The sequence below is a fragment of the Pseudomonas sp. WC2 genome, from assembly GCF_050586545.1.
Lineage (GTDB): Bacteria > Pseudomonadota > Gammaproteobacteria > Pseudomonadales > Pseudomonadaceae > Aquipseudomonas.
Genome location: NZ_JBOBDR010000002.1, coordinates 341,940 through 357,040, shown reverse-complemented (window position 1 = coordinate 357,040; position 15,101 = coordinate 341,940). Strand labels below are relative to the sequence as shown.

The 15,101-nt window shown below is 53.8% G+C and carries 12 protein-coding genes and 1 pseudogene; 8 read left to right on the top strand and 5 right to left on the bottom strand.

All coding sequences use genetic code 11. From position 1 onward, the window contains the following. Positions 1-116: 116 nt before the first annotated feature. Positions 117-455: pseudogene (locus ACQ4OE_RS03610) on the bottom strand (hypothetical protein); the annotation flags it as partial. 299 nt (positions 456-754) lie between these two features. On the opposite strand from ACQ4OE_RS03610, the gene ACQ4OE_RS03605 reads away from it, so the two are divergent. After that, complete coding sequence (locus ACQ4OE_RS03605; RefSeq protein WP_122595990.1) at positions 755-2,068, top strand: sensor histidine kinase; 1,314 nt, start codon at positions 755-757, stop codon at positions 2,066-2,068. Between the two features lie 103 nt (positions 2,069-2,171). Here ACQ4OE_RS03605 and ACQ4OE_RS03600 read toward each other — a convergent pair whose 3' ends face one another. The 4 genes from ACQ4OE_RS03600 to ACQ4OE_RS03585 form a co-directional block, all read right to left on the bottom strand. Next, positions 2,172-4,286, bottom strand: a complete 2,115-nt coding sequence (locus ACQ4OE_RS03600) for a GGDEF/EAL domain-containing response regulator (protein WP_430945709.1) — start codon at positions 4,284-4,286, stop codon at positions 2,172-2,174. A 9-nt stretch (positions 4,287-4,295) separates the two neighbouring features. Continuing rightward, a complete protein-coding gene (locus ACQ4OE_RS03595) occupies positions 4,296-4,685 on the bottom strand; it encodes a response regulator (RefSeq protein ID WP_122722118.1) in 390 nt (129 codons plus the stop codon). Then, positions 4,670-6,400 (bottom strand): PAS domain-containing sensor histidine kinase, encoded by a 1,731-nt coding sequence (locus ACQ4OE_RS03590; protein ID WP_430945708.1) that lies wholly within the window; start codon positions 6,398-6,400, stop codon positions 4,670-4,672. The genes ACQ4OE_RS03595 and ACQ4OE_RS03590 overlap by 16 nt, the downstream gene beginning before the upstream one ends. Positions 6,401-6,955: 555 nt before the next feature. Beyond that, positions 6,956-8,170 (bottom strand): LysR family transcriptional regulator, encoded by a 1,215-nt coding sequence (locus tag ACQ4OE_RS03585; protein ID WP_430945766.1) that lies wholly within the window; start codon positions 8,168-8,170, stop codon positions 6,956-6,958. A 154-nt stretch (positions 8,171-8,324) separates the two neighbouring features. Here ACQ4OE_RS03585 and galB point away from each other — a divergent pair, with 154 nt between their 5' ends. The 7 genes from galB to ACQ4OE_RS03550 all read left to right on the top strand — a co-directional run bounded on the left by galB (position 8,325) and on the right by ACQ4OE_RS03550 (position 15,047). Further along, positions 8,325-9,059 carry a 4-oxalmesaconate hydratase gene (gene galB / locus ACQ4OE_RS03580; RefSeq protein WP_322149307.1) on the top strand — a complete coding sequence of 245 codons (735 nt, stop codon included), beginning with the start codon at positions 8,325-8,327 and terminating at the stop codon, positions 9,057-9,059. Beyond that, positions 9,056-9,772: a 4-carboxy-4-hydroxy-2-oxoadipate aldolase/oxaloacetate decarboxylase gene (locus ACQ4OE_RS03575; RefSeq protein WP_122722115.1), complete on the top strand. Its 717-nt coding sequence runs from the start codon at positions 9,056-9,058 to the stop codon at positions 9,770-9,772. The genes galB and ACQ4OE_RS03575 overlap by 4 nt, the downstream gene beginning before the upstream one ends. A 5-nt stretch (positions 9,773-9,777) precedes the next feature. After that, on the top strand, positions 9,778-10,866 hold the full coding sequence (locus ACQ4OE_RS03570) for a 4-oxalomesaconate tautomerase (RefSeq protein WP_430945707.1): 1,089 nt from the start codon (positions 9,778-9,780) through the stop codon (positions 10,864-10,866). After that, a complete protein-coding gene (locus ACQ4OE_RS03565; RefSeq protein ID WP_122722113.1) occupies positions 10,866-11,789 on the top strand; it encodes an NAD(P)-dependent oxidoreductase in 924 nt (307 codons plus the stop codon). Before ACQ4OE_RS03570 ends, ACQ4OE_RS03565 begins: the two co-directional genes overlap by 1 nt. Before the next feature lie 26 nt (positions 11,790-11,815). Then, complete coding sequence (locus ACQ4OE_RS03560) at positions 11,816-12,700, top strand: LysR family transcriptional regulator (protein WP_122722112.1); 885 nt, start codon at positions 11,816-11,818, stop codon at positions 12,698-12,700. A 115-nt stretch (positions 12,701-12,815) separates the two neighbouring features. Then, on the top strand, positions 12,816-13,679 hold the full coding sequence (locus tag ACQ4OE_RS03555; protein ID WP_430945706.1) for an amidohydrolase family protein: 864 nt from the start codon (positions 12,816-12,818) through the stop codon (positions 13,677-13,679). A 54-nt stretch (positions 13,680-13,733) separates the two neighbouring features. Beyond that, positions 13,734-15,047, top strand: a complete 1,314-nt coding sequence (locus ACQ4OE_RS03550) for a dicarboxylate/amino acid:cation symporter (protein WP_430945705.1) — start codon at positions 13,734-13,736, stop codon at positions 15,045-15,047. The last annotated feature ends 54 nt before the right edge of the window (positions 15,048-15,101 follow it).

The window sequence follows — 15,101 nt, the reverse complement described above, 5'->3', positions numbered from 1 at the left end:
TCGTATGAGCATGACAGGTTGAGCGCTTCGATTAGAGGCGCCTGTTTAGCGAGAAGCTGCGCCTCACGAGAAAAGAAGCCAAAGCGACATCCTTGTCGCCCTCCCCTTCTTTTCCATCAAGCTGTAGGGATACGACGGTTGGCCAGAGCCATGCGACCAACAAAGTAGCTCAGAGCCGCCCCCAACAGAAGCATCGCCAATGTGCTCCATGCCGCGCGCGAAATTTGCTTGGCAGCAATCTCGCCAGCTTCACGCGCCTTTTGCTCAGCTTGTTGTTTCAACTCTTCAAATTTCTGCATCGCTTGCTGATAGGCCTGAGCGTAGTTGTCAACGATCTGAGTGGCCTCCTCTTTACTCTTGCCGGTACGGGCAGAAACAATGTTGACCAAAGCCTCTTTATCCGCAGCGTTGAGTGCTGGCTCACCGGAGGCTTTTACGCGCTCAAACCACTGTTTAGTTATGGGAGCAAGGCGATGTGCCTTATCCAGTCTGAGTATGGCAATTGGATATACGTTCGCCTCTAGCCAAAATGCACTATTACAGATAATGCAATTGCACCATCAGATGAAGGCATGAAATCTATTCTTTAAAGAAAAGTTGACGTCAAAATGTTTTTTGGCGCGCCGTGACCTGAAGAAACGAAGTAGAGATCCCTCACTCATAGAATGCTTTTGGCTGCGGTGGAACAATCCCTTGCTGTATCAGCAATCAAAATAGCATCATCGCCAAACACCCCATAACGATGCGTACTCAGATGCCTCACAGTCCTGCACCCTTTCCACCAAACGAGGATGAAAGAGCCCTTTCACTGGAGCATCTACGGATACTGGACTCCGCTCCGGAGCCAGATTTCGACGACATTGTGATGCTGGCAAGCACTTGGTGTGAGGTGCCTGTCGCGCTTGTTTCGCTGGTCGATAGAGAGCGTCAGTGGTTCAAGGCTTGCGTCGGACTGGATGTGAAGGAAACCCATCGCGATTTGGCTTTTTGCGCCCATGCGATCCTGGCTCCCGCTGACGTGTTGATTGTGGAAGACGCCAAACTGGACTCGCGATTTCAAAACAGCGCGCTGGTGCTTGGCCCGCCCTATATTCGCTTTTATGCGGGAGCTCCGATCATTGACGATTCGGGGCATGCACTTGGCACAGTTTGCGTGATCGACACAAAGCCGAGAACATTGACAGAACAGCAGCGAACGGCGTTGTTGGCGTTGGCTAGGCAGACCGCTTCGTTATTGCAATTACGCCTGCTCAAACATCAACGTGAGCACCGAGCAGAAATTCTGGAGAAGGAACTCTCCCAGGCGAAGGCGCTGAACAAACTGACAGAAGAATCATTGCATCATGCGAGGCGCATTTCCTCACTGGGGATGGTCACTGCGAGTATCGCTCACGACTTCAACAATATCCTTCAGGCGTTGAGCGCAAGTTTGCAAATGATTCGCTTGCGAGCCAGGCGACCGGGCGATGTTGAACAGTTCAGCGATACCGGTTTGCAGGCTGTAGACCAAGGACGCCAGCTAGTCAGTCACCTGCTGCGCAGCGTTCGGCTGGACGGCCCGAATGTCGTCTGCATAGACGTCAATGCTCGGCTTGAAGGAATGCGTGATGTATTGCTTCGCACAGCGACCGAAAGTGTCGAGTTGGCTTTCGACTTGTCGGCTCCAAACACAATCGTGATGTGTGAGGAAGACCAGCTGAATGCAGCGGTGCTAAACCTTCTAACGAATGCAAGAGACGCGCTTGCGACAGCAGGTACTGTTCGCATTTCAACACGTCTTGTTTATGTAGAGGATGACGTTTCACTGACTGGAGGCAATTACGTAGTGCTCAGCGTAAGTGACAGTGGAACGGGCATACCCACCGATCTTGCGGCTAAAATTTTTGAGCCGTTTTTCACGACAAAGGAAAGAGGAAAAGGCACCGGCTTGGGCCTATCTCAAGTGCGTGAGTTTGCAGAAAACGCTGGGGGCACAGTTAGGGTAAATACAGCACCTGACAAGGGGACAACCGTGTCCTTATACCTGAAAGCGTTAGGTCGAATCGACTCAGGGATCAACCCCGCATAACCTTCCTGGCTTCGGGATTTGGCGGCACCTTTCATGTGAAAAAGGGCCGCCAGGAATCAACGCCATATCAACGCCGATCAAACTCCCCAAATGCTTTCAAAGCTCAAGTAAAACAGATTCGTTCACGCAGAAGTTCATCCAACTCACTGATCGGCAGTGGCCTGCTGAACAGGTAACCTTGCACCTGATCACAGCCATTTGCCGTAAGAAATGCAAGCTGTTCAACGGTCTCGACGCCTTCTGCTATCACTTGTAGGTCGAGACTGTGCGCTAATTCAATGATCGTCTTGGCAATGGCGGCGTCTTGGGGGTTGCTCGTCACTTCGCGTATGAACGCGATGTCTATCTTGAGTTTGTCGATGGGAAATCGTCGCAGATACGCAAGGCTTGAATACCCGGTGCCAAAGTCATCTATGGAAACCTTGATGCCCATTTGTTGCAACGTTTTCAAACTTGCGATGGTGTGCGAAGTGTTTTCCATCAGAGAGCTTTCCGTTAGCTCGATCTCTAGCCAATGCGGATCGATCTGATGGTCAACCAGCACCTGCTGGATGCTGGCGATCAGATCTCCTTCGATTATCTGCTGGCCCGAAACGTTGACCGCCACTCGGAATGGCTTCTCCCCTGCGGTTTGCCAATCGGCGATTTGCTTGCAGACTGACGTGATGACCCATTTGCCGACTTGGGTAATCAGCCCCAGGTTTTCCAGGATAGGAACGAATACTGCTGGCGAGACATTGGGCAGCCCTGGGCGTGGCCAACGTAACAAGGCCTCCAGTCCGCAAACAGTACCGTCGGCCAAATCAATCTTGGGTTGGTAATAGAGTTCGAATGCGTGTTGCTCGACTGCATCACGTAAAGCAGCCTCCATTGCTTGACGCGCGGATGCCTCCACGTTCATTTGTGCCGTGTAGAAACGGTATGTGTCTCTGCCGATCTTTTTGGCGCGATGCATTGCAGTATTCGCGTGCTTGATCAATCCGTGAGCATCGTCTCCGTCATTCGGGTATAGAGCGATACCGATACTTGCGGTCATCGCTGTCAACTGCCCGGCAAGGTGAAAAGGCTCACGTAACTTTTCACGCACCCGCTCTACTGTTTGCAGAGGATCCGCTTGCCCCTCACGAATCATCAATATCAACGCAAATTCGTCACCGTCCATGCGCCCTACGGTGTCACTCACGTTCAGACAGTTAGTCAGTCGCTGACCTAGCTCAGTCAGCATCTGATCGCCCACCAGATGCCCCCACGTCTCGTTAACGTTGTTGAAGTCGTCCAGGTCAACGGTCACTACGGCCAATTGCCAGTTACTGAGCAATGCTTGGGTCAGCCCCATTTGCAAAGTCGTAAAGAAGAGATTGCGATTGGGCAACCCAGTCAGACTGTCGTAATGCGCCATTTTTAGCAGACGCTGATCGGTCTCCTTGCGTCGGGAGATGTCTCGCGCAATGCCAACGATGATCCAATCGTCGCCAGTTTTATAAGCTTCACGGTGCATTTCTACCGGGATGTAGCTGCCATCTTTGCAGCGAATGCGCGTTTCTATCGGCTCGATTGGGCTTCGACCAGCTATGATCTGGTCATACATGATCTCCAACTGCTCGATAGTGTTATCGCTAAGGTCGGCAGGTGTTTTGCGCAAAAGCTCTTCGACGGAATAACCCATCACCTGGCAAGCGTGTCGGTTAAATTCAATCAGCCGCATGCTACTGCGATTGATCAGAAATATGGCATCCCCAGACGCATCCATAGCCGAGCGAAATCGCTCAAGGTCTATGGTGCGTTGTTGCAGTTGTTCTTCCAGCATCAGGTTGTGGCTTTTCAGATAATCTCCAAATGCCTTGAGCCTTAGCAGATTTCGAACTCTCAACCACAGCTCTGCACTTTCTACTGGCTTGTTGAGGAAGTCCTCGGCGCCAGCCTCCAAACCCAAAATTCGAGCACTGTGCTCACCCAGTGCAGACAACATGATGATCGGGATGTTGGCCATGCTCTTATCGGACTTCAATTTACGTGCTACTTCATAGCCGTCCATGCCGGGCATCATGATGTCTAGCAGGATTAAGTCAGGCGGTTGCTGCTCAACAATAGCAAGCGCCTCCTCACCCGAAGACGCCGTCAGCGTAAGGTACCCCTGATCTTCCAACAGCATTTTTAGTAGCTTGCGGACTAGGGGTTCGTCATCGACGATTAACAACGTTGCAGCGGTTATAGACATGAAGGGAGCTCACATAGAGGGCTGTTGAGGCAGATTGTTTTGCAGCAACGTGTCGATGACCCGGTAGAGCTCCTTGTAGCGCAGAGGTTTGATGATGTAGGCGTTACACCCTGCCAGACGTGTTTTTTCTTCATCCTCCTTCATGGCCATAGCGGTGAGCGCAATCACCGGAATGGCGGCAGTCAGCTCATCACTCTTTAGCAATGAGGTGGCCTTGAGACCGTCCATTCCCGGTAATTGGATGTCCATGAGAATCAGGGCCGGCTGAAGTTCGCGAGCAAGCTTCAGACCGGTTTCGGCATCAGCCGCGCATATGACGCTATGGCCGGCACTGGTCAGAAGTAACCTGGCCAAGCGCATATTCGCGGCGTTGTCTTCGACGATCAGGATCTCGGCCACGGCGCCTCCACATGGGTCGAACTTCGGATAGGTAACCAGGCCACAAATCGAGCGCCCGCCCCTTCAAGGCTGGCCACCGCAACACTTCCGCCGTGGAGTTCAGTCAGCTGCTTAACCATTGCCAACCCTAAACCGGTGCCTTCAAATCTACGTGCCAGACTGCTGTCGATTTGACTGAAAGCCCTGAACAATTTGTCCATATTGCTCTCAGCGATACCGATGCCGGTGTCACTGACACTCAACTCCAAAAACAACTCAAAATCGCTTTCTGGAATCTGGAAAGCATGCACCGGCCAGTCCCCTCCCAGCACCCCTACTTCCTCACGCGAAACCTGTCGCACCGCCAAAGTGACAACCCCACCTGGCGAACTAAACTTCACCGCGTTGGCCAACAAGTTGTAGACGATCTGCTTGGTCTTACGCAGATCAAGTTCAATACTGCCGAGATCACCGTCAGTCTCGAGTGTCAGCTGAATGCTTTGCAGTGCGGCTTTCTCGCGCACGATCAACAAACTGTTGCTGAGCACGCTTTGAAGTTCGACGGGCTCCAGCTCCAGCTCCATCATCCCGGCTTCCACTTTGGACAAGTCGAGGATGTCATTGATCAAAGAAAGCAAATGTTGGCCGCTGTTGAAAATATCGTTGATGTACTCGCGCTGAGTCTCGGTCATGTCTCCGACCATTCCATCCTTAAGCGCTTCGGAGAAACCGATGACGGCGTTTAGCGGCGTGCGCAGTTCATGCGACATGGTGGCCAGGAACTCGGACTTCATATGGCTGGCGCGTTCCAGCTCGATATTTTTCTCTTCCAGGGTACGCTCGAAGCGTTTGCGCTCGGTAACATCCCGCGCAGCAGCAAACACGCCCTGCAGCTTGCGATCACGATCATGAAATGTTGCAGCGTTATAAGAAACAACGGTTTCAGTGCCGTTGTAAGCGCGAACGGTCAGCTCGTAGTCGCTGACTTTGTTTTCACTCAAAACGCGCTTGATTGCGGCTTCTGCACTAGCAGGATCTGTGAAAAAGTTTTTGCACGGAGCACCAATCAATTCGTCCCTGGTACGGCCCGTGAGCGCCATCATTTGTTTATTCACGTCAGAAATGATGCCTTGCGGATCAGTCATCATCAGGGCGTCGATGTTCGACTCGATCAACGAGCGCGTATAAAACTGCTGATCTCTCAAGCGCTGATCCAGCAAAGCCTGGGCGGCTTCCTCCTGCTTCCTTGCGGTGTTATCAGTCCCGATCAGCAGATAACCAATGATGGTTTCGCTGCTATCACGCAAAGAGGTGACCGACACCATCGCCGACAGCCGGCTTCCATCCTTACGGATGTAGGTCAACTCGTAAATGTCCTCAATACCCCGAGAAGCCTTGAATACAAGGGCCTCAAAACCAGGTGTGATTGGCGTTTTGAGCTCTTGGCTTAGTGCTGCTGCTCGGGTAATCAACTCAGCAGGATCGGAAATGTCTGCCGGGGTGATTTTGTTGATCACATCTTCGGAAAGGTATCCGAGCATGCGCTCGGCGCCGACATTGAAGATCTGAATGACACCTTTTTCATCGGTCGCAATACTGGAAAAGTAGGCGCTGTTGAAGATCGCGTCTTGAAGCGCGCCAGCCTTGAGCACGGTTTGCTGCCGGCGAAACTCGACAAGCTTCTCAGCTCGAGTTTGGGGATGGCTGGGCGGACTGTGTGAAGGAGGGGTATCCATTGATTAATTTTCCGTTAACTCGCGAACCTGACCGTTATGACGGTGCCGTAAAGCGTGCTTACGGAAATCGCCCGAATGAGCGATTAGAGGTGTTTAACACGATAGCAGAGACGCAGCGCTGAAGATAAACCGGAGTGCTTTCGTGAGTCTTTCAAGTCAGAGCATTTGGAGAGAAGAATTAATTTACCGGTGAGACTATTCAGCGCTATCACCTGTCACTGGACACGGTTAAAGCGTCATCAGATAGGTGGAGCACCACAAAAAATGATCCTTTCAAGGGCCCCTTTGTACTCAAACCAAATTCACTTCCTCAGCCAGGATTCAATGGTCACTGAGCTGACTCGTATTCTTTCAAAGTTTTGTGATACGGCTTTTGGTTCTACTGCATCGAAAGGATGCGAACATTTGCACCTCCCCCCTAGACGGCAGTCAACAGATCGTAGCGAGATGGAAATCCGAACAACTCTAGATAGAAAAATCCAGTGCTTGAAAGCTCTACCACCGTATTGAAACCAATGGCGTCCTAATTCACCGCTCTAAATTGAGTCAGGTCTGCTACGTATTTTTCGCCGTTGCCTCCCTCACTACCTCCCGGATCTTGTTCATCAACGCAGTCGCCGCTGGCGACTGGAGCGCTCCCGTCCTTGAGATAAAACCAATTGGTCGCGTTGTATGACTCAAGGAGAGCGGTAGCTGAACAAGATCACCGCTTAGCATTTCGTATTCCAACTGGTGTGCTGAAACAGCGGCAAGCATGTCTGAACGCAGCAGCACTCCGCGCAAAATTGCCAGGTCGCCCGTTTCAATCACGGGGCTGGGGGCGGCGATACCAATATGGCCAAAAAACACGTCTAGCAATTGCCGCGCTGGAGAGCCCGCGCGAGGCAAGATCCAGCGGGCGGCACTCAAGTCTTCATAGACTGGTGCCCTTTTCAACCAAGGGTGGTCGTGGCGTACAAGGATCACCATTTCTTCCTGCAGCAATTCCTCGCTAGACAGGTCACTGGCGTAGGCCAACGGGCGAAGAGCGCCCAGCACAAAATCCACGTCGCCTGCACGCAATTCGCCGGCCAACAAATCAAACGGGCTTTCGTTGGTGACGATTCGAACATAAGGGTGTTCCAGGGTCAGGCGCACTATGGCTTCAGGCAATATCCCCGTGCGCCCAAGAGGCAGGGCCCCTACATGCACGACGCCTTGAAGGGAACCACCCTGCGCAGCGATGTCCGCATCGATGTGGCGCAGCTCATTCAGGGCTCGGCGTACCCGCACCAACATTGCCAGGCATAGACGAGTCGGCAGCAAGCCGTGGGGGGTGCGTTCAAACAGGCTGCAGCCGCTACCCTGCTCAAGTATTTTGATAGCGGCGCTGATCGCTGGCTGGGAGACCCCCAGGATGCTGGCGGTCGTTTGCATATGGTGGGTTTCGCAGAGCTTGGCAAACGCTTCCAGGCGCCGGGTCTGTAATAAGTACAGCGGTTCGGCGGCCTGACCCAACGAGTGCCCGAATAAAGGCGGTACGGCGAGCAACTCAGCCATGGCCCGCCGAGCCCGGGGTATTGCGCGCTCTCCATAATCGGTCAGACGCATACCACTGACGTTGCGCTCAAACAACGCCACGCCGAGGCGTTTCTCCAAGGACAGGATGGCGCGAGTCACAACGGGCTGAGCCCGAAAAAGTACGGCCGAGGCCTTGGATACACTGCCGTGTTCAGCGACACGAAGGAATGCTCGAACCTGCATCAGATTGGGCAATTCAGGACTGTGCATATTCACCTGTCGGCTTTTCAGGAACTGACCGTACAGCATGCAGAACCCATCCCGATAAGTAAAACGCATACCTCTTACCGCCGAACGCATTATTCATCACTCACCTCAAATGCGAATGTGGGCTCTATCAAACAGCCGCAAGAAGAGCCCTCCCATGATCAATACAACAAAAACTGCACTGGTCGTCAGCGCCCACTCTGCCGATTTCGTCTGGCGCGCAGGTGGTGCCATCGCCCTGCACGCCCAACAAGGTCACGCCGTTCACATCGTGTGCCTTTCCTACGGAGAAAGAGGTGAGTCGGCCAAGCTCTGGCGCAAAGGCGAGATGTCCGAAGACAAGGTCAAAACCGCGCGTCGCAGCGAGGCTGAAGCCGCAGCGGAGATTCTTGGCGCGAGCGTGGAATTCTTCGACATCGGTGATTACCCGATGCGTGCCGACAAAGAGACGCTGTTCCGCCTGGCCGATGTGTTTCGTCGAGTACAGCCGGAGTTCGTCCTCAGCCACTCGATTAAAGACCCGTACAACTACGATCACCCGTTAGCGATGAACCTGACCCAGGAAGCGCGCATCATCGCCCAAGCTGAGGGCTACAAGCCTGGCGAAAAAATTGTGGGTGCCCCTCCCGTTTACAGCTTCGAACCCCATCAGCCTGAGCAATGCGAATGGCGCCCGGATGTACTGTTGGATATCACCGAGGTCTGGGACAAGAAATACGCCGCAATTCAGTGCATGGCAGGCCAGGAACATCTTTGGGAATACTACACACGCGTCGCACTGCAACGCGGCGTTCAGGCAAAGCGCAATGTGGGTATCGCCTCCACCCGCAACATCGTTTACGCCGAGGGCTATCAAAGCATCTTCCCACGGGTGACGGAGAACCTGGCATGAGCACACTGATCGGAAAAACCGGCATTGTCGTGCGCAACATCCCGCGTGCAGATGCGGCGTTGATCGACGAACTGGATCGCTTTGGCGTGGCTACCGTGCATGAAGCCCAAGGGCGTAAAGGTCTGCTGGATTCTGCCATTCGTCCCATTCAGCAAAACCAGAGCATCAGCGGAACGGCGGTGACCGTGCTGGTCGCGCCGGGCGACAACTGGATGTTTCACGTGGCAGTCGAACAATGCCAACCGGACGACATCCTCGTGGTCGCGACATCGTCGCCCTGCACCGATGGCTACTTCGGCGACTTACTCGCCACCTCGTTGATGGCCCGAGGGGTACGCGCCCTGATTATTGACGCTGGGGTACGCGATACCCGAACGCTGCGGGACATGGGCTTCAAGGTATGGTCGCGGGCGGTTCATGCCCAAGGCACCGTCAAGGAAACCCTGGGTTCAGTCAACGTGCCCATCATCTGCGCTGGCCAGTTGGTCGAGCCCGGGGATGTCGTAGTCGCTGACGATGACGGCGTGGTCATTGTTCGCCGCGAAGAACTACCCGGCGTGTTTGACACAAGCCGAAAACGCGCTCGCATCGAAGAGGAGAAACGCGTTCGCCTGGCTGCTGGCGAGCTGGGCCTGGATATCTACGAGATGCGTCAAAAGCTTATCGACCGGGGCCTCACTTATTACGACAGCCTCACTGACGTGCAAGGATGACTTTCATGCGCCAGACCCGAATTCCGTGTCTTATGATGCGTGGAGGAACATCCAAGGGCGCTTACTTTCTGGCCGACGACCTGCCGCCCGAAGGCAAGCTGCGTGATCAAGTATTACTGGCCGTTATGGGATCACCCGATGCGCGCCAGATAGATGGCATCGGTGGTGCGAACTCGCTGACCAGCAAAGTCGCCATTATCAGTCGCTCAAATCGCCCAGACGCTGATGTCGACTATTTGTTTGCTCAGGTTTCTGTCGAACATGCTCAAGTGGATTACGGCCAAAATTGCGGAAACATCCTCGCAGGTGTCGGCCCCTTTTCAATTGAGCGTGAGCTGATCAGCGCAGACGAATCGCTGACGACCGTGCGGATTTTCATGATGAATACTGGACAGATTGCCGTAGCTAACGTCTACACACCAGGTCGCATGGTCGAGTACGCAGGTGATACCCGCATTGATGGCGTGCCGGGCACCAGCGCTCCAGTGATTGTCGAGTTCGAAGACATTGCCGGCTCCAGTTGCGGAGCGCTCTTGCCTACCGGAAATGCCATTGACCGCTTCGATGGCGTTGAAGTGACGTGTATCGACAATGGTATGCCTGTAGTGCTGATCAGGGCCACTGATGTGGGGTGTACGGGCGATGAAACCCCTGCGCAACTGGACGCCAACATCGACCTCAAAGCGTTGTTGGAATCGATCCGGCTGCAGGCTGGCCCCTCGATGAATCTTGGGGATGTCCGCGAGCGCACGGTACCGAAAATGTCTTTGATAGCAGCCCCCCGCGATGGAGGCGCAATTTGCAGTCGTACCTTCATTCCTCACCGCTGTCACACATCGATTGGGGTGTTCGGCGCTGTCAGTGTCGCTTCTGCCTGCCAGGTTAAAGGAACAGTAGCGAGCGGTTTGGCCCAAGTGGACACGGGTGACCGAATACGACTGTCTGTCGAGCATCCAACCGGAGAGTTTACGGTCGAGTTGCGGTTAAGTGACGGTGAGTTAGCCGGTTGCGGGCTGGTACGCACGACACGGTTATTGTTCGAAGGCAACGTGCTCATTCCTGGCGATGTCTGGCAGAACACGGTGAAATCGTAATGAGCACTACCTTTTCACTGATCGGATTCGGCGAAGCAGGTGCCATTCTGGGCCAGGATCTTGCCGCGCTGGACGTGAAGATCTTCGCCTATGATCGACTCCTTGAAGACCCCACCAAACGAGCAGCACTGCAGGAGCGCGCTCTTCGGTGTGGCGTTCAGCTATGCAAGAGTGCGGCTCAAGCGATAGAGCTTGGCGAGTGGATCATTTCAGCCGTCACAGCGGATAACGCACTCGAGGTCGCACTGAACGCGGCGCCACTGATGAGGCGTGGTCAACTGTTCATCGATATCAACTCCGTCGCCCCCTCTACTAAGCGTGCGGCAGCTACAGCGATGCAACAGTATGGCGTTGATTACATCGATGCGGCAGTCATGGCGCCGGTTCCACCACAACGCTTGAAAACACCGATTCTGTTAGGTGGCCAACACGCTAACCTGGTTGCCGAACGATTACGCGGGCTCGGAATGAACGTGCGGGTAGTGGCTGAGGTGATTGGCGTAGCGTCGGCGATTAAGATGTGTCGGAGCATCATGATCAAGGGCCTGGAAGCGCTAACCACCGAATGCTTGAGCACCGCTCGCCAATACCATGCTGAAGACGAGGTGCTGGCATCATTGCACCAGAGTTTTCCGCAGATGGGTTGGGATGGTGCACTCCCCCACTACTTGATCAGCCGCGTGGCAGAGCACGGTCGGCGTCGTTCAGAGGAAATGAAGGAAGTGGCGAAAACCGCTCGCGATGTAGACGTTGTTCCTAACATGAGCCAAGCCATCGTCAGCGCTCAGCTAGGGCTTGTCGATGCCATGCTGGATGCCGATATTGATTACCCAAACCTTGAGCCATTCGACTGGTTAAACCTGATAGACACGTTGTATGGCAGTCCAATTGCCCGGGAAAGCGCTATGGAGGAAAAGCGGTAACATAGCCTTTTCCCAGAGTCGCACTCATGGATCTAAAACAGCTCGAATGTTTCGTCAGGGTGGCCGAGTTCGGAAGCTTCACCAAAGCTGCCGCTGTACTGAACATTTCTCAATCGGTCGTCAGCCGCCAAGTCAGGCAGCTTGAGGTCGAACTGCAGGAGCATCTGCTACTGCGAAATGGCCGGGGGGTCTTGCTGACCACTTCCGGGCAACGCTTGTTCGATCATGGCAAAGGCATCTTGCGACAGGTGCAAGTGGCTCGTGAAGACCTGCGCGAACAACGCGATACATTGTCTGGCAAAGTCGTCATCGGGCTCCCCCCTAGTATTTCCCGACGTCACACCGTGGCTCTGGTCTCTACCTTTCGCGAGCGTTTTCCCAACTGCATATTAGGGATCAAGGAAGGTCTCACCCATTCGATGCGTGAGTGGTTGCTGCTGGGTCGCCTGGATTTTGCTTTGCTCTTCAATCCCGGTCACAGCGCACAACTACAATATGAGCACATCCACTCAGAGCCGCTGATGCTCATCGGTAGCCAGCACTCTAATCTCTCCTCCCAGGTAGCCATGAAAGACTTGGGGCACTACCCCTTGATCACTCCTAGCGAACCTCACTCCATACGCCGTCTCATCGAAAGTGAAGCGTCTCGGCATGACGTGCATCTGAACGTTTGTCTGGAGATCGATAGCATCCCGTCCCTGCTGGAACTCATCAATCTAGACATGGGATACGGCGTACTTTTTCGCTCGGCTTTGGCAAATTCCGACGGAAAAATGGAAGGTTTGAAAGCTGCCCAAATCGTTGACCCATCGATTCAAACACACCTATTTATAGCCACATATGAGCAGCGTCCGCTGTCTCGTCTGGCAGAACAGACAATGCTATTGGTTCGCGAGATCTGCATAGGCTGAAGATATGCATGCAAAATGTGCATAACTGCTAGAGCCTGCATCCGGTTGTTGTAGTGCGTAGAGACGGCCAACATCGGGGCTATCGCTTCCACTAACAATGACTAAAGGACACGAGATGAAAACCTGCCTCGCACCTGACTCTAATCCTACAAAACCCACGCAGATACTTCCTGAGGGTGCTTGGGATGCTCACTGCCATGTATTCGGCCCTGCGGCTGAATTTCCTTATGCCGAAGATCGTAGCTACACACCACCTGACGCTCCCTTTGAAACTTTGCGGTCATTGCACGACCACTTGGGGTTCACTCGAGGTGTGATTGTTCAAGCCAGCTGCCACGGTAGTGATAATCACGCAATGCTGGATGCTATCGCGCGAAGTGAAGGTCGGTATCGAGGCGTAGCAATCGTTGATGGTAGTGAAACCGACGAGCAACTTGCCGAAATGGATGCTGGCGGCGTTCGCGGCGTGCGATTCAACTTCGTTGCACATCTGGGTGGTGCGCCTGACCTGGACGTCTTTGACAGCACTGTGGATCGACTTGCTGATTTTGGATGGCATGTCGTCCTGCACCTTGATGCACAAGACATCCTTACCTATGCGGACAGACTGAGCCGTATCCCCGTACCTTTCATCATTGATCACATGGGTAGGGTTAAAGCTCAGGATGGCATTGAGCAGCAGTCCTTCCTTGCGTTACAGCAATTGATGGAAAACCCGCTGGCGTGGGTCAAGGTTTGTGGCGCAGAGCGAGTATCAGCGGGCCGCCGACCATTCAATGATGCCGCTCCTTTCGCAAAGAGACTGATTGAGATTGCTCCAGATCGCGTCCTCTGGGGCACTGATTGGCCGCATCCGAACATCAGTAAAGACATGCCCAACGACGGCGAGCTGGTTGATCTGATGTTCGACTTCTGTACCGATCCTCTGCTGCGTCGAAAACTGCTGATCGACAACCCGATGAAGCTTTACGGACGCTAGCCGCTACAACCTTTGCTGCGCCTCCAAAAATAAGACTTTCAGTGAGTGACCGCTATGAACACCAGTCCTGCACCTGCTCAGGTCGAAGTATCCATTCCCATCAAGGTGAAGACCAAGCCACCTTTCTATCGCGCAATGTACTTTCAAGTGCTCCTGGGAATTATCGCAGGCGTCGCCGTCGGCCACTTCTGGCCCACCTTTGCCGCCGATCTCAAACCGCTGGGCGATGCCTTCATCAAGCTGATCAAGATGATCATCGGGCCCGTGGTTTTTTGCACCGTCGTCACTGGCATCGCAGGGATGCGCGATCTGAAAAAGGTGGGGCGAGTCGGTGGGAAAGCGCTGCTCTACTTCGAAGTCATTTCGACCGTTTCTCTGCTGATTGGTCTTATCGGCGGTCACCTGTTCAATCCAGGTGCGGGCTTCAACATTGACGTCAATACGCTGGACGCGTCGGCGGTCACCGGATTCGCTGAGAAAGCTCAGCACATGCACATGGTCGAATTTCTGATGGGCATCATTCCCTCGACGTTTGTGCAGGCCTTTGCCGAAGGTAACGTGCTTTGCATATTGCTGGTCTCCGTGCTCTTCGGGTGTGCCCTGTCAGCCATGGGAGAAAAAGGCAAACCGGTTTACGACATGATTGAAGGTCTGTCCGGCGTGTTCTTTCGCATCGTGCACATCATCGCCAAGCTCTCCGCCATCGGTGCATTCGGCGCCATCGCTTTCACCGTCGGTACTTACGGTGTAGGCGCCCTCCTCCCTCTCATGAAACTGGTAGGCAGCTTCTACATGCTGTGCGCGTTGTTCGTGATTGTGGTGCTGGGTGGAGTCGCAAAAATTTGCGGATTCAGCATCCTGCGCTTTATCTCTTACATCAAAGAGGAGTTATTGGTCGTACTAGGTACCAGTTCGTCGGAAGTGGTACTGCCTCAGATCATGGAGAAAATGGAACGACTGGGCTGCTCAAAACCCGTCGTCGGGCTGGTAATTCCCACGGGCTATTCCTTCAACCTCGACGGTACCAACATCTATCTGACCATGTCGGTGCTATTCATCGCTCAAGCCCTAAACATCGATCTGTCACTTTCGCAGCAACTCACATTAGTCATCGTGGCCATGCTCACTTCTAAAGGCGCCAGCGGCGTGTCCGGTGCAGCCTTTGTCATGTTGACCAGCACCTTAATGGTGGTGCCGCTTGTACCTGTGGCTGGCATGGTACTGATTCTAGGCATCCACCGCTTCATGGGTACCGGACTTGCCATGACTAACCTAGTGGGCAACGGTGTCGCCGCGCTAGTCGTGTCCGCGTGGGAAAAAGAGCTGGATCGCGACAAGCTCGCCATGGAACTTGGCACCAAGCAGTAACTCCCCAGCTCTACCCATCACAATATGTCTAAAAAGTCTCTGTTCGGTGTTGTA